This is a genomic window from Fretibacterium sp., assembly GCF_057312375.1.
Genome location: NZ_DBHLDX010000026.1, coordinates 1 through 20,277, shown reverse-complemented (window position 1 = coordinate 20,277; position 20,277 = coordinate 1). Strand labels below are relative to the sequence as shown.

The 20,277-nt window shown below is 65.6% G+C and carries 15 protein-coding genes; 3 read left to right on the top strand and 12 right to left on the bottom strand.

Annotation, left to right across the window (positions count from 1 at the left end):
- The first annotated feature begins 30 nt into the window (after nt 1-30).
- Nucleotides 31-528 (top strand): HIT family protein, encoded by a 498-nt coding sequence (locus tag ACO41U_RS05735; protein ID WP_485942291.1) that lies wholly within the window; start codon nt 31-33, stop codon nt 526-528.
- Between the two features lies 1 nt (nt 529).
- On the top strand, nt 530-1,171 hold the full coding sequence (locus ACO41U_RS05730) for an IMPACT family protein (protein ID WP_485942289.1): 642 nt from the start codon (nt 530-532) through the stop codon (nt 1,169-1,171).
- A gap of 507 nt (nt 1,172-1,678) precedes the next feature.
- Here the strand turns inward: ACO41U_RS05730 and pepF are convergent.
- The 12 genes from pepF to ACO41U_RS05670 form a co-directional block, all read right to left on the bottom strand.
- Entirely contained in the window at nt 1,679-3,526 is a 1,848-nt protein-coding gene (gene pepF, locus ACO41U_RS05725) for an oligoendopeptidase F (RefSeq protein ID WP_485942287.1), read from the bottom strand.
- A 468-nt stretch (nt 3,527-3,994) separates the two neighbouring features.
- Nucleotides 3,995-5,773 carry an adenine deaminase gene (locus tag ACO41U_RS05720; RefSeq protein WP_485942285.1) on the bottom strand — a complete coding sequence of 593 codons (1,779 nt, stop codon included), beginning with the start codon at nt 5,771-5,773 and terminating at the stop codon, nt 3,995-3,997.
- Between the two features lie 64 nt (nt 5,774-5,837).
- Complete coding sequence (locus ACO41U_RS05715) at nt 5,838-7,130, bottom strand: NCS2 family permease (protein ID WP_485942283.1); 1,293 nt, start codon at nt 7,128-7,130, stop codon at nt 5,838-5,840.
- A 61-nt stretch (nt 7,131-7,191) separates the two neighbouring features.
- On the bottom strand, nt 7,192-8,379 hold the full coding sequence (locus tag ACO41U_RS05710) for a galactokinase (RefSeq protein ID WP_485942281.1): 1,188 nt from the start codon (nt 8,377-8,379) through the stop codon (nt 7,192-7,194).
- 214 nt (nt 8,380-8,593) lie between these two features.
- Nucleotides 8,594-10,111 (bottom strand): UDP-glucose--hexose-1-phosphate uridylyltransferase, encoded by a 1,518-nt coding sequence (locus ACO41U_RS05705; RefSeq protein ID WP_298778965.1) that lies wholly within the window; start codon nt 10,109-10,111, stop codon nt 8,594-8,596.
- A gap of 2 nt (nt 10,112-10,113) precedes the next feature.
- Nucleotides 10,114-11,103, bottom strand: coding sequence for a UDP-glucose 4-epimerase GalE (galE, locus tag ACO41U_RS05700; RefSeq protein ID WP_298778962.1), 990 nt, complete (start codon nt 11,101-11,103; stop codon nt 10,114-10,116).
- A gap of 33 nt (nt 11,104-11,136) precedes the next feature.
- Nucleotides 11,137-12,333, bottom strand: a complete 1,197-nt coding sequence (locus ACO41U_RS05695) for a galactokinase (RefSeq protein WP_485942279.1) — start codon at nt 12,331-12,333, stop codon at nt 11,137-11,139.
- Nucleotides 12,334-12,344: 11 nt separating this feature from the next.
- Nucleotides 12,345-13,361: an aldose 1-epimerase family protein gene (locus ACO41U_RS05690; protein ID WP_485942277.1), complete on the bottom strand. Its 1,017-nt coding sequence runs from the start codon at nt 13,359-13,361 to the stop codon at nt 12,345-12,347.
- A gap of 9 nt (nt 13,362-13,370) precedes the next feature.
- Nucleotides 13,371-14,645 (bottom strand): galactose/methyl galactoside ABC transporter permease MglC, encoded by a 1,275-nt coding sequence (mglC, locus tag ACO41U_RS05685; RefSeq protein ID WP_485942275.1) that lies wholly within the window; start codon nt 14,643-14,645, stop codon nt 13,371-13,373.
- 53 nt (nt 14,646-14,698) lie between these two features.
- The gene (locus tag ACO41U_RS05680) at nt 14,699-16,198 is read right to left on the bottom strand and encodes a sugar ABC transporter ATP-binding protein (protein ID WP_485942273.1); all 1,500 of its coding nucleotides are present in this window, start codon (nt 16,196-16,198) and stop codon (nt 14,699-14,701) included.
- Between the two features lie 120 nt (nt 16,199-16,318).
- Entirely contained in the window at nt 16,319-17,329 is a 1,011-nt protein-coding gene (locus ACO41U_RS05675) for a galactose ABC transporter substrate-binding protein (RefSeq protein WP_485942271.1), read from the bottom strand.
- Between the two features lie 179 nt (nt 17,330-17,508).
- Complete coding sequence (locus ACO41U_RS05670) at nt 17,509-18,276, bottom strand: hypothetical protein (RefSeq protein WP_485942269.1); 768 nt, start codon at nt 18,274-18,276, stop codon at nt 17,509-17,511.
- 1,001 nt (nt 18,277-19,277) lie between these two features.
- Here ACO41U_RS05670 and fba point away from each other — a divergent pair.
- Entirely contained in the window at nt 19,278-20,141 is an 864-nt protein-coding gene (gene fba / locus ACO41U_RS05665) for a class II fructose-1,6-bisphosphate aldolase (RefSeq protein WP_485942267.1), read from the top strand.
- The last annotated feature ends 136 nt before the right edge of the window (nt 20,142-20,277 follow it).

Below are 20,277 nucleotides of genomic sequence, written 5' to 3'. Positions count from 1 at the left end.
GGCTAACGAAGAAGCAAAGGAGTGACGAACATGCAGCAGCTCTATGCGACGTGGCGAATGGATTACATCACCGCTCCCAAGCCTGAGGGGGAGGGCTGCATCTTCTGCAGCTTCCCTGCGGAACGACGGGATGAGGAGCGCTTCATCCTGCACCGCGGCGAAGCCTGTTACGTGATCATGAACCTCTACCCCTACAACCCCGGACACATGATGGTGCTCCCCTTCCGGCACACCAGCGACTACCAGTCCCTGACCGAGCAGGAGGTGCGGGAGATGCACCGCTTCACCGCCCACGCGGTGAAGGTGCTGGGCAAGCTGATGCACCCGGACGGCTTCAACCTGGGCATGAACCTGGGGAAGCCCGCCGGCGCCGGCGTGGCCGGACACCTGCACCGCCACATCGTTCCACGCTGGACGGGCGACTGCAACTTCATGCCCGTGCTGTCCGAGACGCGCGTGGTGTCCGAGGCCATCGAGTCAACCTACCGTCGCCTGCGGACGGTGTGGAACGAGGAGATGATGATCTGACGTGACCGGAAGAACCGTTCCGGACGAGTACCTTGAGCCCCTGTCGTCGGCGGAGGTCGAGACGAAGGTCCGGCGCTCGATCTTCATCGCCCGGCTCGACCCCTGCCGCACCGAGGGAGAAGCCCGGACCGCCCTGGCCCGGGTGCAGGCCGCGCACCGCGACGCGACCCACAACTGCTGGTCCTGCCTCCTGGGTCCGGACCCGGCGGTCGAGTTCAGCAGCGACGCCGGGGAGCCCTCAGGGACGGCAGGACGCCCCATCCTGGGGGCTTTGAAGCGCTCGGGCATGGTGAACCTCGTCGTCGTCGTGACGCGCTACTTCGGCGGCGTCAAACTGGGCGTTCGAGGGCTCATCGAGGCCTACGGCGGTGTGGCGGACCTGGCCGTGGCCGCGGCCTGTCCCGTGCGACGCGTCCTGTCGTGCCCCCTCTCGGTGCGCCTCTCCTACCCCGCCATCGGCCCGGTGACCCGCCTGCTGGAGGACTGGGGCGCCGGCGAGGGGGCGCAGTGGACCTACGGCGAGGAAGTCCTGGTCCGTGCCCGCGTCCCACGCTCGCGCCTAGCGGGGCTGGCCGCAGTGCTCTCGGAGATGGCGGCCTGCGGGACGATCCTGGAGTGGCGCGACGAGGGAGCCCCTTCGTAAGGCTCCCCATCACAGGCCCGCGCCGCCCCCTCTGCTGACGGGTCCTCCGGCAGCAACGCCGCTCGCTTCCCCTCACCCAATCCTCCCAACGCGGGACCTCCACGCCAGGCCAGCCGATGCTGGGCCCGAGCGAACGGAGGTCCCGTTCTGTTCCCCTTCCACCCTCCGGGAGCCCAACGGCTGGCGCCTCCCGGCAATCGGGCTTCCTCTAATTCATCAGTAAAGATCAATGATTTTTTACGCTTATTCTTCAAAAGGCTGCAAATTGGAGGACGAAGAAAGGGCCGCGGCAGTGAGGCATAACGCCAGACGCCGCGGCCCTCAGACTGATAAGTAGAGGTGACAGGTCGTTCTGAAAGGACCTTAATTATAATATAAAAGTTGAGATTTTGTCCAGAAAAACATCAGTCTGTGCCAAAATTTACGTAAAACTTCGGGGGTGAGAATCCAAGGAGGTTCGCCACCTCCGCAGCGCTGGCGCAACGACTGACATCCCTCAGCCCCGTCCTACCGGCCCCAAACCCTTTCCCCCTCCTCCAGTCGCTCCTGAAACAGCTTCATCGTCCGGTCGAAGGGCTCCCGGCTCGTCAGGTCCACGCCGGCGCGCCGCAGGATGTTCAGGGATTCGTCGCTGCCGCCGCTCTTCAAAAAGCTCAGGTAGCGGTCCACGGCCCCAGGCTCGCCTGCAAGGATGGCACTGGCGAAGGCGTTGGCCGCGGTGAAGCCCGTGACGTACTTATAGACGTAAAACGCGCTGTAGAAGTGAGGGATGCGGGCCCACTCCACCCACAGGAGTTCGTCCGGGGCCATGTCCGGCCCGTAGCACCTCTCGTTCAGCTCACGCCACAGGCCGCTCATCCACTCCGGCGTCAGGGCGCCCCCTTCCTCCGCGCGGGCGTGGACCTGAAGCTCGAAGTCCGCAAACATCGCCTGGCGGAAGAAGGTCGTCCGAACCATGTTGTAGTAGTAGCTCAAGAGCCACTTCCGCTCTTCCTCCGTCTTGGCGGTCTTCAGGAGGTGTCCCAGGAGCAGTGCCTCGTTCGTCGTCGAGGCCACCTCCGCGAGGAGGATGGTGTAGTCGCCGTAGACCTGGGGCTGGTTCCTGTGGGAGTACCAGCTGTGCATGGAGTGTCCCATCTCGTGCGCCAGCGTGAAGACGTCGTTCAGGGTTCCGTTGTAGTTCAGCAGTACGTAGGGGTGCGTGGCGTAGGACCCCCAGGAGTAGGCCCCCTTGCGCTTGCCCCGGTTCTCATAGACGTCCACCCACCGCTCCGCGAGGCCGCGCTTGAAGTTCGCCACGTAGTCCTCCCCTAGCGGGGCCAGGGCCTCCGCCACCATCTGGCAGGCCTTCTCGTAGGGGATGTCCTCCCGCGGCTCCTCGGCGATGGGGACGTTCAGGTCGTAATAGCGCAGCCGGTCGAGCTTCAACACCTGCTTCCGCAGCGCCACCAGACGGTGCATCAGGGGGGCGCAGCGAGCGGCCGTGTCCACCACGTTCTCGTACACGCTGCGGGGCACGTTGTCGCCAAAGAGCGCCGCCTCCAGGCTGTCCTTGTAGCGCCGCGCCCTGGCGTAGAACAGGTCGCCCTTCACGGACCCTGCGTAGAGCGCGGCCAGGGCGTTCTTGAAGGAGTCGTAGGTCCCGTAGATGCCCTCGAAAGCCGTCCGGCGCACGTCCCGATTGGGGCTTCGGCTGAGCTTGTACCAGCGCTCCTCCGTCAGCTCGACGCTGCGCCCCTCCTCATCCTGGATCGTGGGGAACTTCAGGTCCGCGTTCGTCAACAGCGAAAAGGCGTTCTCCGGAGCCGACGTCGCCTCTCGGGCGCTGGCCAGAAGCGCCTCCTCCGCCTTGGGCAGGATGTGTTCCCGCTCCCGCAGCAGTTGCTCCAGGAAGAAGGCGTAGAGCTTCAAATCCGGCTCCTCCCGCACCCAGCGCCGCAGCTCGTCCTCAGGCAGCCCCATGACCTCGGGGGCAAAGAAAGCGGTCGCCACGCCGTGTCTGGCGGCCAGCGCCTCGATGCGGCTGGCCAGCTCCATGGGGCGCGTCTCCCTCAGGTCCTCGTGGCTCTTCATGTTGGCGTAGACGTAGAGCTTCTCCAGCTCCAGAGAAACGGCCTCCTCGGCCTTCAGGTACTCCAAAAGCTTCTTCGGCCCTCTGCCCAACTGCCCGGCAAAGCCTGCCAGCGCGTCGATCTTCGGCGCCAGGTCGCTGAAGGCCCTCTCCCAGGCCTCGAAGGAGGGATAGATCGCTTCCAGGTCCCATCGCATGGCCTCCGGGACGTCCCGCCTCTCCGGCACCCCGCCCGTCCCGTCCCCCGTAGCCTCCGGGGCATCAAACCGCATCGCAAAATTCATCGGAACAACACCTCGCGTCAACAAATCAAATTTTTCAACGCCGGCAGCCGCAAACCCGTCGGCGGCAAAGCCCGCGCAGGAAAAACAGGCGGCGGCCAGAAGCGGCAGCGCGCGCCGTATCCTCATCCCCTTCACCCTCCATCGCCTCCGTCCTTCCTCAACTGCCAAAAACACCTGAAAAACCACGCCCTGCCTTCATTATGTTATCACAGGCGCATGGGCGGATAGGACGTCCAAGCCAGAACCGAAGGCCGGGCACAGGCCCCTGACAGGGGGCCGCCGGATTCTCCGGACCTCTCGGAAGCCCCAAAACAGCCCTCAAAAGGCAATTTTTTTGAGTTTAGAAGGATTGATTAAAGCTGATCTTAAAGAAAAAGGATGGAGTGACCATGCAGCCGAGCATAACAAAGGGCCGCCCATTTGGGACGGCCCCTGTTTCATTCTTAATCGCCAACGCTTGGCCGCAGGTCACTCCACGAAGAGCGGCACGATCTTCTGCTGGAGCACGTCCACCAGCCCCAGGTCCGAGAACTTCGCCTTGGGGATGACCGGCAGGGCCAGGGAGACGATGCGCATCAGCGGGTTCGGCACGTCGAGCCCCAGCTTGCTGCGCAGCGTTGCCTTGACGTCCGCGATGTCGCGCGCCAGCTCCGCCGCGGGTAAGCGGGAGATGAGGCCGTAGATGGGCAGCTCCAGGCGGGCTATCACCCGTCCGTCCAGCGCAGCGATCTTGCCTCCGCCACACTCGATGAGGGCCTCGATCACGACCAGTGCGTCCTCCGGAGTGTCGTACACCACCACCAGGTTGTGGCAGTCGTGGGACACCGTCGCGCCGTAGGCACCCCTCTGCGTTCCGAAGCCCCGGACGACGCCCACGAAGCGCGTGTTCAGGCCATGACGGTTCAACACGGCGACGAACTTCAGGTCCGGGTCGCCGCCGAGGTTCAGGTAGCCGTTCAGCACGGGCAGGCGTTCGACGCCGAACTCCGTGGTGGTCCCCTTCGGGGTCGCGTAGCGCACGACCCGCACGCGCGCGGCGTCCCCCTCCGCGCGGATTCTCAGGTCCTCCGCGTCAGGACGCCTCAGGCGGACGGTGTTGACCTTTTCCTGGGGGAAGGACCGGGGCTCGATGGCGAGGGCGAGGCGCCCGTCCTCCGCGACGAGGCGCCCCGCGGCGAACACGGCGCTGGGCCTGGGACAGGCCAGCTCCGGCACGATCTGCAGGTCCGCGGCGAAGCCGGGGGCCACGGCCCCAAGGTTCGTGATGCCGATCTCCCGCGCAGCGTTGAGCGTCCCGCAGACGACGGCCTGCTCCGGCGACATTCCGCACCGCACCGCACTGGCGGCGACGCGGCTGACGTGTCCCGTAGTCAGGATGTCCTCCGGCTCCAGGTCGTCCGTGCAGAGCGACAGGTTCGTGAGGGAGCGGAAGTCCAGGACGGCGGGGGCGATGGCCTCAACGTCCATGGACACCGAGCTCTCGCGCATGTCCACGTCCATTCCGAGCCGCAGCTTCTCCCTGGCCTCACGGCCCGTTCGGGTCTCGTGGTCGCTCCGCACGCCGGCCGCCAGGTAGGCGTTCAGCTCCCGTCCCGAGAGGAAGGGCGCATGTCCCTGCATGAAGCCGTCCCGCTTCTCGCAGGCCCCCATGATGGCCCGCATCCGGTTGCTGTTGGACAGCACGCCAGGGTAGTCCATCAGCTCCGCGACGCCCAGCACCCTGGGGTGGGCCATCAGGCGTTCCACCTCTGCCGCCCCGAAGGAGGCTCCTGCGTTCTCCAGCCCGGGCGCAGAGGGAATGCAGGAGGGCGCCAGCACGTAGAACCGCATGGGCAGGTCCTCGCTGGCCGCCAGCATGTAGGCCACCGCCTCCACGCCGCCGACGTTGGCCACCTCGTGGGGGTCCGTGATGAGGGTCGTCGTCCCCATGGGCAGCACGGCCTCCGCCATGTGGGCCGGCGTCATCATGCTGCTCTCGATGTGCAGGTGGCTGTCGATGAAGCCGGGGATCAGGAACTGCCCCCATCCGTCGTAGCGTTCGTGGGCCTCGATCTTGAAGCGGCCCCCTTCGCCGTCCGGGTCCGCGGAAACGCACGCGATGAAGCCGTCGACGATCCCCACCTCGGCCTCGTAGGTCTCCCAGGTAAACACGTTGAAGAGCTTGACGTTGTGGATGAGGAGGTCGCAGGGAATACGCCCCATCGCCGCATCCACCAGCCGTCCCCGATCCTTTGGATGAATTTGCATGATTGCCTCCGAAATCGTTACCGAAGTCTTATCCCAAAGCGCTGTCGTGCGTTCGCAGCCGGCGCTACAGGTTCAGGAAGTACGCGATCAGGGGAACGCACAGCAGGTACGTGCCCCAGTGCAGCTCGCGGCCGCGGCCGGACAGCACCTTCGCCGCAGTGTAGCACAGGATGCCCGAGCTGATGCCGTTGGCCAGCCCCAGGTAGGCCGTCATCAGGATGGTCATGAAGGCGGGGAAGGACTCCGTGAAGTCCTTGAAGTTGATGCCCTGGACGGCCGGCATCATCATCAGACCGATGATGATCAGCACGGGGGCCGTCGCCTGGGAGGGCACGCAGGAGATCAGTGGGACGAACAGCAGCATGGCGAAGAAGCAGAGCGCCGTGACGACGGCCGTCATGCCCGTCTTACCCCCCTCCTCCACGCCCGCAGCCGACTCCACGAAGGTCGTGACGGTCGTCAGTCCGAAGATAGAGCCCACCACCGTCCCGATGGCGTCCACCAGGAAGGGCTTGCCGATGTCCGGCAGGTCGCCGTTCTCGTCCAGGAGCCCGGCCTTGGCGCCGACGCCCAGCACCGTGCCCAGCGTCGAGAAGAAGTCCCCCACGAAGAAGGTGAACATGAAGGGAATGAACTGCCAGTGCAGCGCTCCCAGGACGTCGAGCTTCAGGAACAGCGGCTCCAGGCTCACCGGCATGGCGACCCAGGCGGCGGGCAGCTTCGTGATGCCCATGGGGATGCCGATGATGGAGGTGAGGATGATGCTCCACAAGAGCGCCCCACGCACCCGGAAGGACATGAAGGCCGTCACGATAAAGAGCCCGATGACGGAGAGCAGCGTCCCCGCGTTGTGCAGGTCGCCGAACCGCATGGCCTTGTCAATGACCAGGATCCCGGCGCTCTTCAGCCCCAGCTGCGCGATGAAGATGCCCACCGCCGCGCCGATGGCCAGCTTGATGGAGCGCGGCATGAGCTTGACGATGACCTCGCGGATGCCGAGGACCGTCAGCAGGACGAAGACCACCCCCGACAGGAACACCATCCCCATCCCGACCTGCCACGTGACGATGCCGTCCTTCACCAGCGTGAAGGCGAAGAAGGCGTTGCCGCCCATGCCCGTGGCCAGGGCGAAGGGCAGGTTGGCGTAGAGCCCCATGAACAGGGTGACAGCGCCGCACACGAGCGCCATGGACACCACGCAGGCCATGCGGTCCATTCCCGCGCCGTTCGCCATGAAGGACGGGTGGACCACCAGGATGTAGGACATCGTCATGAACGTCGTGAGCCCCGCGGCGACCTCCGTCTGAAGGTTGCTGCCGCGCCCGGAGATATTGAAAAAGCGATCCAGGAACTTCAATTGAATAACCCCTTTTCTCAGATGAAGATCAAAAGGCGGGTCAGAGGCGCAGCTCTGCCACCTATTTGGGCAACCGTACCTTCGCGGCGCCGTCCGCCGCGTCCGCCACGTAGAACCTGGGGGCGCAGCCCATCTGCAACTCGTAGCCCGCGCCGACGTCGCGGATGAAGCGGCTCACGAGATGCCGCTCCACGACGTTGACCGTACAGCCTCCGAAGCCCGCCCCCGTCATGCGCGCGCCGATCACCCCCGGCTGACGCCACGCCAGCTCCGCCAGCGCGTCCAGCTCCGGGCAGGTGACCTCGTAGTCGTCGCGCAGGGACAGGTGGGAGGCCCGCATCAGGAGGCCGAAGGTGCGCAGGTCCGCCAGGCTCAGGGCCCTGGCCGCGTCCAGGGTGCGCTGGTTCTCCGTGACGGCGTGGCGGGCGCGTCGGCGGTTCACCGGGTCCGGGATCTCGCGTTCCAGCCTGTTGAAGTCCTCTGCCGACAGCTCGCAGAGCGTCCGGATGGGGCGCACGCGTCGGATGGCCTCACAGGCCGCCTCGCACTGCCGGCAGCGCAGGTTGTAGTTCTCGCGCCCCGCCGCCTGACGCCTGTTGGTGTCCGCGATCACGATCTGATAGCCCGTGATGTAGAGGGGCGCGTAGAGGTGGGTCAGGGCGGCGCAGTTCAGCAGCACGGCGCAGCCCTTCCGTCCCATGCTGACGGCGAACTGGTCCATGATGCCGCACTGGGTCCCTATAAACCGGTTTTCCATCTCCTGCCCCATGATCGCCATGTTCAGCCGGTCGATGCGAAGGCCGAACAGGTCGTTGACGACGCACGCGGTCAGCACCTCCAGCGCGGCCGAGGACGAGAGCCCCGCCCCCACGGGCAGCTCGCCCCAGAAGAGGATGTCCAGGCCGGAGGGGATGGGGTAGTGGTGCACTTCCAGCGTGCTCAACATTCCCAGGGGGTAGTTGGCCCAGCCCCACTCCACGCGGCGCTCGATGCCGCTGCGTCCCGTCTCCGTCGGCGGCCTGTCGTCGAAGTTCATGGACCCCACGCGGACCCTGTCCCCGTCGCGCCGGACCGCAAGGGCCCATATCCCCAGGGAGATGGCGCAGGGCAGGACGTGCCCTCCGTTGTAGTCCGTGTGCTCCCCGATCAGGTTGACGCGACCGGGGGCAAAGTACAGCGTCGGCTCCCCCTCTCCGAACAGCTCGCGAAAGCGGGGCAGCATCTTCTCGTAGACGGCCTTGATCTCCATAAAACGACTAGCTCTCCTCCAGGATAGGCTAACCCAAAAATCCCTTCCCCGCCCGCAGGCGTGGAAGGGCCCGCAAAAAAGTCCCTTTATTATGACACATTCGAAGGGCAAACGCCTATCGTAGCCTCATCTTTTCACCTGAAAACGCAAAGTGAATCGGGAGAAAAAATCGGGGAGAGCGCCGGCAATTCCGACGCTCTCCCCAAAAGGAACGCTAAAGCGCTTCGGCGAACCGGTCGAAGGCCTCCAGCCCGGCATCGTCCCGCTTGAAGACCCCGCAATCGCTGAGGACCCGCGCAAACACGTGCCCCACCTCATCGCGGAACATGCCCGGCACCTCCCCCGCCTCCAGGCCCGCATGGCGCTCCCGCAGGCCCCGATACCAGGCGTCGTGCGCCGCCAGAGCCGGGTGGGCGGAGAGGTCCGCCTCACCCCGAAGCCAGGCCTCCGCCATCTCCGACAGGGCCCCTTTCAGGCGCGGGGGCAGGATGGCCAGGCCCAGCACCTCGATGAGGCCGATGTTCTCCTTCTTGATGTGCTGCACGTCCGCGTGGGGATGGAATATCCCCAGGGGGTGCTCCGGGCTCGTGCGGTTGTTGCGCAGGACCAGGTCCAGCTCGTAGCGCCCGTCCCGTCGCCGCGCGATGGGCGTGACGGTGTTGTGGGGCACATCCCCCGTCCGGGACAGCACGCCCACCTCCGGAGCGCTCCAGCCCCGCCAGGCCTCCAGGACGCCGCAGGCCGCATCAATCAGCGGCGCGGCCTCGCAGGAGGTGAGGCGCAGCACGGACATGGGCCAGTTGACGCGCCCCATGGCGACGCTGTCCCGCGCCGGGTACTCCCGCTCCACCTGCGCCCGGTCCAGCGCGAAGACGAAGCGGCCGCCCTGGTAGTGGTCGTGGGACAGGATGGAGCCGCCCACGATGGGCAGGTCCGCGTTGGACCCCACGAAGTAGTGCGGAAAGAGGTCCAGGAACCGCAGCAGGTTCTCGAAGGTCTCCCGCGTGATGGCCATGGGGACGTGCTCTCCGTTCAGGACGATGCAGTGCTCGTCGTAGTAGCTGTAGGGCGAGTACTGCAGGAACCAGCTCTGGCCCTGACGCAGGTCCAGGGGGATCAGACGCAGGTTCTGCCGTGCCGGGTGCCCCGGATGGCCGAAGAAGCCCTCGTTCTCACGGCACAGGAGGCACCGCGGATAGCCCCTCGCGGGGGCCTTCCCCGCCCTCGCGATGTCCCGCGGGTCCTTCTCCGGCTTCGACAGGTTGATGGTGACGTCCAGCTCCCCGAAGTCCGTCCTCGTCCGCCACCGGATGTTCCGCGCCGTGCGGGCCGAGCGGACGTAGTTCGAGGCGACGCCCAGACCGTAGAAGTAGTCCGTTGCCCCACGGGGGGAGGTTCGGTACAGAGCGCGGAACCTCTTGACGACGTCCGAGGGCCGCGGCGTCAGGACGCCCATCAGCCGCGTGTCCAGCAGGTCCCGCTCCTCCGGTCCACCCTCGATGATCCCCGCAGCCTCCGCCCAGTCCAGGATGCGCTCCAGGATGCCGTCCGGCGATGACTCCGGAAGCAGGTCGTCCGTAACGGGCTCCGCCCGCAGGTCCGGGAGGCCCAGCTCCCCGATGAGGCCGTTGGCGGCCCAGACGGCGTCCTCCGCCTCGATCAGCCCCTGCAGGAGGGCGAAGCGCACCAGCCGGTTCAGCTCGCGGTTGACGTCCACGTCCGCTGCCGGCATGGCTAATTCCCCCAGCCCTGAGGGTGGGCGCTGTGCCAGCGCCAGGCCGAGGCGATGATGTCCTCCATGGAGGTCACCTGGGGGCGCCAGCCCAAAACCCTTCCGGCCAGGGCGCTGTCCGCCACCAGCCGCGCCGGGTCCCCTGCGCGGCGGGGCCCCACCTTCACGGGGATGTCCCGCCCCGTGGCCCTCCGGGCAGCGTTGATCATCTCCATCACCGAGTAGCCGTCGCCGCTGCCCAGGTTCAGGATACGGCTCTCGCCGCCCTTCGCCAGGTAGTCCAGCGCCATCAGGTGCGCCTGAGCCAGGTCCTCGATGTAGACGTAGTCCCGGATGCAGGTCCCGTCCGGCGTTGGGTAGTCGTCGCCGAACACCGTGACGCAGTCCCGTCGCCCCAGCGGCACCTGAAGGATGATGGGCACCAGGTGCGTTTCGTTCCGGTGGTCCTCGCCCAGGCTCCCGTCGTGCCACGCCCCCGCCACGTTGAAGTACCGCAGGGACACGTACCGGATGCCGTGTCGCTCCCCGACCCAGTGCATCATGCGCTCCATCACGCGCTTCGTTTCGCCGTAGGGGTTCGTGGGTTTCGTCTCGTCGTCCTCGAGGATGGGCACGCGGCTCGGCTCGCCGTACACGGCCGCCGAGGACGAGAACACGATCTGCCGCAGCCCATGGCGCGCCATGGCCTCCAGCAGGGACTGCATCCCTCCCACGTTGTTCGCGAAGTACAAGAGGGGCTTCTCCACGCTCTCTCCCACCAGGGAGCAGGCGCAGAAGTGCAGCACCGCCTCGATCTTATGCTCAGAGAATATCCTGTCCATCAGGGCCGCGTCGCGGACGTCCCCCTCGTAGAAGGGGACCCCGTCGGGGACCGCCGGACGATGCCCCGTCCACAGGTTGTCCACCACCACGGCTTCAGAGCCGCGGTCCAGCAGGGCGCGCACGTTGTGGGAGCCGATGTAGCCGGCCCCCCCGCAGACCAGAATCGCCATGTCATCCACCCGTCCTTCCCACAGGCAAAAGCGTCAGGGACGCTCCATCCGCCCCGCGCCGTCCGCCGCGTCCACCTCGTAGAAGTCGGCGCGCAGGCCCGTGGCCTTCGCGTAGCCGGCCCCCACGTCCCGGACGAAGTCCTCCACGCGCGAGCTCTCCACGATGCTGACCGTGCAGCCCCCGAACCCGCCCCCCGTCATGCGCGAGCCGACCACGCCAGGCTGCCGCCAGGCCAGCTCCACCAGCGCATCCAGCTCCGGGCAGGACACCTCGTAGTCGTCCCGCAGCGAAACGTGAGACTGGTTCATCAGCTGCCCGAACGCCGCCAGGTTCGACACCTCCAGGGCCGCGACGGCGCGAAGGGTGCGCTGGTTCTCCGTGACGGCGTGGCGGGCGCGCCGCAGGTTCACGGGGTTGCGGATGATGCCCGACAGATACTTGAACCCCGGCTCCGTCAGGTCCCCGAGGGCCTTGACGGGCCGCACGCGACGCAGGTCCTCCAGTGCGCCCTCGCACTGGGCCCGCCGCAGGTTGTACTCCGACCCGGCCAGGACGTGGGGCTTGTTGGTGTTGCCGATGACGATGCGAAAGCCGTCCAGGTTCAGGGGCACGAGCTTGAAGTCCAGTGTCGCGCAGTCCAGGAATACGGCGCAGTTTCGCCTGCCCATGGTGACGGCGAACTGGTCCATGATGCCGCACTTCATGCCCACGAAGTCGTTCTCCGCCCTCTGGGCCAGAAGCGCCGTCTCGACGCCCTGGAGCCCCATTCCGAACAGGCCGTCCGCGACGCGGGCCGTCAGCACCTCGATGGAGGCGGAGGACGACAGCCCCGCACCTCCCGGCAGGTTCCCCCAGAACAGGAGGTCCAGCCCCGCAGGCAGCGGATGCCCCGCCTCCTCCAGCACCCGGAGAACCCCCAGGGGATAGTTGGCCCAGCCCCGCTCCTCCCGGTACTCCAGACCGCGGGCCGGCGCCTCGGTCGTCCCGTCCGCCTCAAAGTTCATGGAGTGGAGCCGCACCCGATCCGTCCCCTGCCGGGGCGCCGCAAGGGCCCATATCCCCAGGGAGATGGCGCAGGGGAACACGTGTCCGCCGTTGTAGTCCGTGTGCTCGCCGATGAGGTTCACCCGGCCCGGCGAGCGGAAGAGCGCCGGGGTCCCGCCGTCGGTTCCAAAGAGCTCCTGAAACCGGGAGAGCATCCTCCCGTACATGTCATGAATGTCCTGCATGGCCCCGCCCCCTAATCTTTAGGCTCGAAGAAGCGCAGCTTCACGCGCGTCCGGACGGAGGCAAAGGGAGCCAGCGTCCGCATGGACCCGTGGCGGCGCTCCGCGAGGCGCCCCATCGTGTAGCAGGTGGAGGGTTCGAGGGCCAGGACGTACTCCCCGCTCCTCATGCACTTCCACTGGGAGAGGACGGGCAGCGTATCCAGGGACCAGGAGAGCTCTGCGCCGATCCTGAGCCGCCGGTTGATCAGGCGGGCTATGGGGTCCTCCCCGGATGGGCGCACCTCGTTGAAGTAGACGCGCTCCTCCTCGCCGTCGATGGGCGCAGTGCAGCGGCACTGGTCCGCCAGCCCCGCCTCCGCGTAGGGCGAGCGCGGGGTGACCTTTCGGTCCTCCGGCAACTCCAGCGTCGCGTCCGCGTCCAGCAGGGGCCAGCCGAAGTTGCAGTGGTAGAGCAGCGCGTACTCGGCGGGCTGCGGCGTCAGGTTCGTGACCTCGTCCTCGATCAAAAGCTCGCTGCCCCAGGCCGGCACCGTGATGACGCGCTTCAGCGACAGGTTGTGGCGCCACTGCTCCGTCTCCCTCACCGTGCCGGACACGCGGATGACGCCTCCCTCCGCGGAGGCCGAGAGCCCCCGCGCGCTCTGCCCGTGGTAGCGGCCGTGGAGGGGGTGGAACTCCCCGTCCCCCTCCTCGTCCCGACACTGGGGCCCCACGGAAAGCAGCCCGCAGGTGTACATCATCCCGCCGGGGAAGGTGTGGTCGAAGTTGTCCGGGACGGGCAGGAAGCGGGAGGGGGCGTCGTACCCGTTCTTCGTCATGTAGTTGACGTTGACGCCGCGCCAGCGCAGCCGTCCAATGTCGAGGCCGCTGTCCGGCAGGACGTCGAAGTCCAGGCCTCCGGCGGTGCTCACCTGGTACACCGCCGCGCCCCTGGCGTTCCCCTCGTCCAGGATGAGGCGCCGGACGCCGTAGACCTGCTCCTCCGTGCCGACGTGCCGATAGAGCGACTCCATGCTGAGGCCTTCCATGGACGTTCCCTACCTTCTGCGGTACTTCGTCATGTCGATGGCCACGGCCGCGGCGATGATCACGCCCTTGATGACCTGCTGCCACATGGGGGAGACGTTGACGAACTGCAGGCCGTATTGAATGATCGTGAAGATGAGGACGCCCGACACGATGCCGCTGACGCGCCCGATGCCGCCGTTCAGGGAGACGCCGCCCACCACGCAGGCCGCGATGGCGTCCAGCTCGTAGCCGTTGCCGTAGTTGTTGGTGGCGCCCGCCGTGCGCGCCGCCTCGAGGACCCCCGCGATGCCGTAGAGGCACGAGGCCAGGATGAAGATGCCCATGATGTTGCGGAAGACGCTGATGCCCGCCACCACGGCCGCCTCCCGGTTGCCGCCGATGGCGTAGACGTTCTTTCCGAACACGGTCTTGTTCAGGATGAACCAGATGAGGACGCAGATCACCGCCGCGATGGGGATCAGGATGGATATCCCCGGAAAGCCGCCCGGCTCGGAGCTGGCGAAGACCTTCATCTGCCCCAGGGCCGTGAAGTCGGGCCGGATGCCGCCGATGGGCTGGGAGTTGTTGGGCGGCATGTCGAAGTAGAGGGAACAGGCGCCGTAGATGATGACCTGCGTCGCCAGGGTGGCGATGAAGGGGTGCATGTCGTACTTGGCCACCAGAAAGCCGTTCAGCGCGCCGAAGGCCATGCAGGCCAGCACCGCCAGGAGGATGGGAAGCCAGACGCTGACCTGAGGCATGTCCGGGAAGAAGCGGTTGGCGTAGGACGCGGTCTGCAGCATGGAGGTGGACACGACCGCCGCCAGCCCCACCATGCGGCCTGCGGAGAGGTCCGTGCCCGCTATCAGGAGTGTGAAGCAGATGCCCAGGGCGATGATGAGGCGCGTCGAGGACTGCGTCAGGACGTCAAGCGCCACGCGCACCTGCATGAAGCGCGGCTGGATGACGCAGATGACCAGCACCAGGACCAGCATGGCCAGCAGGATGGCGTAGTTCGTCAGGAAGGTGCCGAAGGACTTGCGGGAGAGGACCACGTCCTCCGCCTCCTCGCCGGCGTCGTGCCTCCGCGCGGCCGCCACTCCCTTCAGCGCCACCACGGCGCCGATGATTATCAAGAAGACGGGCAGGTCGTAGATGCTCTTCAGCGACAGGGCCTCCTTGATCCCGCTCAGGGCGGGGAGGGCCTGAACGGCTTTCAGGATGACGCCAAGGATCAGGACGGATGCGCCCGAAGTCCGCAGGAAACGGTTGTACTTCTCGCGTGTGATTCGTCTTTCCGCCATTTCGATAAACCTCCCGAAATCGATATGTGTTCAAGCGGGCCGTTCGGTCGCCCCTATTTTGAAAACTGCGTCGCCAGGCGCATGATCTCGACCTGGTCGAACTGGTCCCGGTTCAGCATCCCCGTGACGCGCCCCGCGCACATCACCATGATGCGGTCGGACATGCCCATGAGCTCCGGCATCTCCGAGGAGATCATGATGATGGACTTTCCCTGGGCGATCTGGCTCAGCATGATGGTGTAGATCTCGTACTTCGCCCCCACGTCGATGCCCCGCGTGGGCTCGTCCAGGATCAGGACGTCCGAGTTCGTCAGGAGCCAGCGGGCGATGAGCACCTTCTGCTGATTGCCTCCCGAAAGGTTCTGGATGAGGGTGTCCAGGGAGGGCGTCTTGACGTTGAGCTCGCCGCAGGACTCCGACGCCGCCTCGATCCGCTCGTGGTCGTTCAGCACGCCGAGGTGCGCGTAGTGCTTCTGGTTCGCGATCACCGTGTTCTCCAGCACCGGCAGGATGCCGAAGATGCCCGTGGCCCGCCGCTCCTCCGTCAGCAGGGCCAGCCCGTGGGCCTTGGCCTCGCGCGGGGAGTGGGACAGGGAGGGCTCTCCGTCCTTCAGCACCGTGCCGGAGGCGACGTCGCGAAGCCCGAAGAGCGCCTCCACGAACTCCGTCCGCTGGGCTCCCACCAGGCCGCCGATGCCCAGAATCTCCCCCCGGCGCAGCTCAAAGGAGATGTCCTGGAAGGAGCTCTTCAGGGGCGAGGACAGGTGCTCCACCTTCAGCACCAGCTCCTCCGACGGCGCGACGAGTTTCGGCGGGAAGCGGTCCGTCATCTCGCGCCCCACCATGCGCCGGATGATGCCGTCCATGGTCAGCTCGCTGGCGGGCCAGGTCCCGATGTAGCGCCCGTCGCGCATGATGGAGACCTCGTCGGCGATCTGGAGGATCTCCTCCATCTTGTGCGAGATGTAGATGATGGCGATGTTCTGCTTTCGCAGCCGGTTGATGATCTTGAAGAGGTGCTCCGTCTCCCGGTCCGTCAGGGAGGAGGTGGGCTCGTCCATGATGATGATGCGCGCGTTCGTGCTGACGGCCCGCGCGATCTCCATCATCTGGAGCTTCGCCGCCGACAGGCTGCCGGCCTGCGCGGCGGGGTCCACGTCCAGCTCCAGGTCCTTGAACAGGGCCAGCGTCCTGTCGTACATCGCCTTGTGGTCCACCACGCCGCAGGTCGACGGGAAGCGCCCCAGCCAGACGTTCTCCATGACGGGGCGGAACCGGATGGGGTGGAGCTCCTGATGGATCATGGAGATGCCGCTGTCCATAGCCTCTCGGGCCGAGTTGATCCGCACCGGCGTCCCGTCCAGGAGGATCTCGCCGCCGTCCGGGGAGTAGATGCCGAAAAGGCACTTCATCAGCGTGGACTTGCCCGCCCCGTTCTCCCCCATCAGCGCGTGGACCGTCCCGGGCCGCACGTTGAGCGAGACCCCGTCCAAGGCCTTCACTCCGGGGAACGTTTTGGTGATCTCCTTCATCTCTAGGACATATTCGCTCATTGGTTCTCCCCCTTACGTCATCGCGTCAAGAGCCCCTTTTAAGGAAACGCCCCCGCCGACGGAGGCCGGCAGGGGCACGGAAATTACCGCAACGCCTTCAACGCCGGAAGGACATCAGGACTACATGAACTCCTTGTAGTTCTCCGACGTCACCTTCCGATAGGGGATCCAGATGTACTTTTCGTCCGTGACGTCGTAGCCGATGGACTCCTTCGTCACCTCGCGGCCCTCCGCAGCGGCCACGGCGACGCGCACCGCGGCCTTGCCCTGGTTCACGGCGTCGTTCAGGACCGTCCCCAGCATGGAGCCATCCTTCATCGCCTCAAGGGCCGGTGCCGTGGCGTCCACGCCCACCACCGGGACGAACTTTGCAGGGTCGCCCGCGTTGTACCCCTCGGCCTTCAGGGCCTCGATGGCGCCGAGCGCCATGTCGTCGTTGTTCGCCAGCACAGCCTCGATCCTGTCCAGCCCCACGGCGGAGATGAAGCCGCTCATCTTGTTGGCGCCCTGCACCTTGTCCCAGTTCGCCGTGTCGCTGCCCAGCTCCTCCAGCTCAAAGCCGCTGTCCTTCATGGCCCTGATGGAGTACTCGGTGCGGAGCGTGGCGTCCTGGTGCCCCTGCTCGCCCCGGATCATGATGTACTGGATCTTGCCGTCTCCGTTTTTGTCCGCGGCCTTGTTCGCCTTGAAGTAGTCCGCGATGATCTGGCCGGACAGCGTGCCGGACTCCTCGGCCTTGGCCCCGACGTACCAGGTCTTGTCGTAGCTCTTCATGACCTCCTCCTGAGGCTCGCGGTTCACGAAGACGATGGGGAGCCCCTCCGCCTTCGCCTTGAGCATCAGGGGCGCGGCCGCCGTGCGGTCCACCGGGTTCACGATCAGCGCGTTGACGCCCTTCGTGATGTAGGTGTCCACCTGGTTGTTCTGGTCCGGCTGGCGGTTCTGGGAGTCCACGATCTCAAGCGAGCCACTGTGCTCCTTCATCTCCGCGGTCATGGCGTTGCGAACGCCCGTCATGAACGTGTCGTCGAACTTGTAGATGCACGCGCCCACCAGCACGTCCGCAGCCATAGCCGAAACGGCAAGCCCCAACACCAGAACCATACCGACGCATAAAGCCCACTTCCTCATCAGAAACCCCTCCCGTTGTCGTATGATGCTCTCTCGTCCGCCGCGGCGGACGCCTTACGGCCCCGCAGGGGGCCGTTGCCCTCAAGAGGCCCGACAATTGTGCGAAAAGTACAAACTCCGTCCTTAAATTTTACTACAAAATTCAGTTTTGTGGAGGCCCTTTTGCCCTGAGGGGCCGCTCACTCCGACCTCACCCTGGGGATGGGGTTGAAGATCACGTCCCCCGCCCCGATGGAGAGGTCGTCGCTCCGCGCTCCGCCCACGTGCATGTCCTCCGGCAGGCTGACGGGGGAGGCCCGGAACTCCTCGCCGCTTCCCGCCGCGGCAGCGGGAGCGTGAAGCTCCGGCGCGGGCCGGACGCCCCATCGGTTGAGCACCGAGGAGCGGTGAGGCTCCCGAAGGTCCGGGCTCATCCACCAGAGCTCGCCGTCCGGGCTCAAGAAGAGGCGGTTCGCGTCCTCCTCCGCGCCGGCGGCAGCGAGCAGGGAAAGCGCCTTTGCGACAAACCCCCTGCCCTCCGACACGACGCTCGCCGCCTGAAGCCACGCCATGGGGCCTCCGAGCCACGGGCTCCCACCGGGCGCCTCCATCACGCCCAGCCCCGGGGCCTCCGTCCGCAGGAAGCGCCTTGCGCCGGAGTAGCGGCCCACGGGCACGCCGACCCACCAAGCCTGCCCTACGGCGACCACCTGCGCGGAGTCCAGCCACTCCGCCTCGTCGCCCTCAAAGTATCCCTTGATCCGGGCCGTCGCGGGGAGCTCCACACGCCCCGACTCAACCTGGCACAGGTTCACTACAAGAGCCAGAGCGTAGAGGCGCCCCATCACGCGATGGACCTCAACGTCCTGCACGACCTCAACCGCCGACGCCGGGGCGCAGCCCAAGGCGGCGAGCGCCAGGAGCGCCGCAGCCGCCAGGACGGACCTAAACCTTGTACAATGCCTCATCAAACGATCTCCCTTCGTCCTCGGCCAACGCGCGCCGCAGCGGGCGCGCTCTCTCCATCATTATAAACGAAGCGGACGAGGTCGGCCCTTACTTTCCTCTACAAGGAAGTTTCGGAAGGGCGTTATGGGCCTGGCACCGGTAGCCGGACGTGAGTTTCCACCCCTTAGAGGAAGTTTCGGAAGGATGTGCGGGAAGGCGTCCGCCTCGGCCACGAATCAGTTTCCATCCCTTTTAGGAAATTTCGGAAGCGGCGGCCAGGCGCTCCGTTCCATCGCCCACCTTTTCTAAGATCAGGAACGGCGACAGGATCAGCCAGAAGATCGCAAGCACCAGGAGAACCAGCATGGCTCTGAACCTCGCTTTCCTTAATTTTTTCTATATTGATTATACGACGACTGCCGCCCTTCCGCATGTCCGGCCGCGCTTCCCTCGGCCCCAACGGCGCGCGGGGGCGTGAGGCCTCCTCCGCTCTGGATAGCGTCTTGTCCGTCAGGGCTCAGCCTGTCGTTGTCCCTGGCCTCTGGCAAGCCGGAGGACAGCCGAAGCAATACGGGTAGCGGCGAGTGCGCAACAAAGCACGAAACGCAGCGCACAGGCCACATTCATCGAGAGCTCGCGCGCAATGCTATAATGAAAGCGCAGCGATCGGGCCGACAAGCAGACTTTATTAGGGAAGCGCTGATTAATCTTAAAAAGTTGTTGAAAGCAATCAAGGAGCATCAAACGAAGGGTATCCTTCAGCGCTTCCCTAAATTTTAAAATGGGGCTACGCCCCCCCTTCGGGGAGCCTTCCGGCAGCCGTTCGCTGGCGTTCACGGGCCGTCAGTCCCAATCCCCACGCGCTTCGCGCGGCCTGATGAAGTTTCAGACACTGAAGGGAGACGATACGGGTGACAGTTCTTAACGACTTAATCAGTGTTTCCTTAAGCGTTTAACCGCTGATTTCCTGAGTCAACTTTTGGTTCAAAGGATCAAATTCATTCAAAAAGGGGTTTTCAGAATGCTGACGACGGCAACGGAAATGCTCAAGAGGGCCAGGGAGGGACGTTACGCGGTCGGGCACTTCAACATCAACAACCTGGAGTGGGCGAAGGCCGTCTTGCTGACGGCGGAGGAACTGAGGAGCCCCGTCATCCTCGGCGTTTCCGAGGGTGCAGGAAAGTACATGACGGGCTTTGACACGGTGTCCGCGATGGTGAGGGCCATGGACGAGGGCCTGGGGATCACGGTGCCCGTCGCGCTGCACCTGGACCACGGCACTTATGAAGGGGCCTACAAGTGCATCAAGGCCGGCTTCACCTCCATCATGTTCGACGGCTCGCACTACCCCATCGCCGAGAACCTGGAGAAGACGCGCGAGCTGGTCCACGCGGCCCACGCCCTGGGGTTATCCATCGAAGCGGAGGTGGGCACCATCGGTGGCGAGGAGGACGGCGTCCTGGGGATGGGCGAGTGCGCAGACCCGGAGGAGTGCCGCGTCATCGCGGAGCTTGGGGTCGACATGCTGGCTGCAGGGATCGGGAACATTCACGGCATATACCCCGACAACTGGCAGGGCCTCTCCTTTGAGACGCTCGACGCCATCCAGAAGAAGACCGGCTCCCTCCCCCTGGTGCTGCATGGCGGATCGGGCATCCCCGCAGCCATGATCCAAGAGGCCATCTCCCTCGGAGTATCCAAGATCAACGTCAACACGGAGTGCCAGGTCGCCTTTGCAGAAGCCACCCGCAAGTACATCGAGGCGGGCAAGGACCGGCAGAGCAAGGGCTTCGACCCGCGGAAGCTCCTGGCTCCCGGCATGGACGCCATCAGGGCGACAGTCAAGGAGAAGATGGAGCTCTTCGGCTCGATCAACCGCGTGTAAGTGATGGGGCAGGCAGATATTTGAGGGATTAGGATATAAAAATAGCGGAGGGAGCTGAGATGTACTCAGCTCCCTCCGTTATAAATCAGTTTTCTGGCAGCGACCTACTCTCCCGTGTGTACCCCACACAGTACCA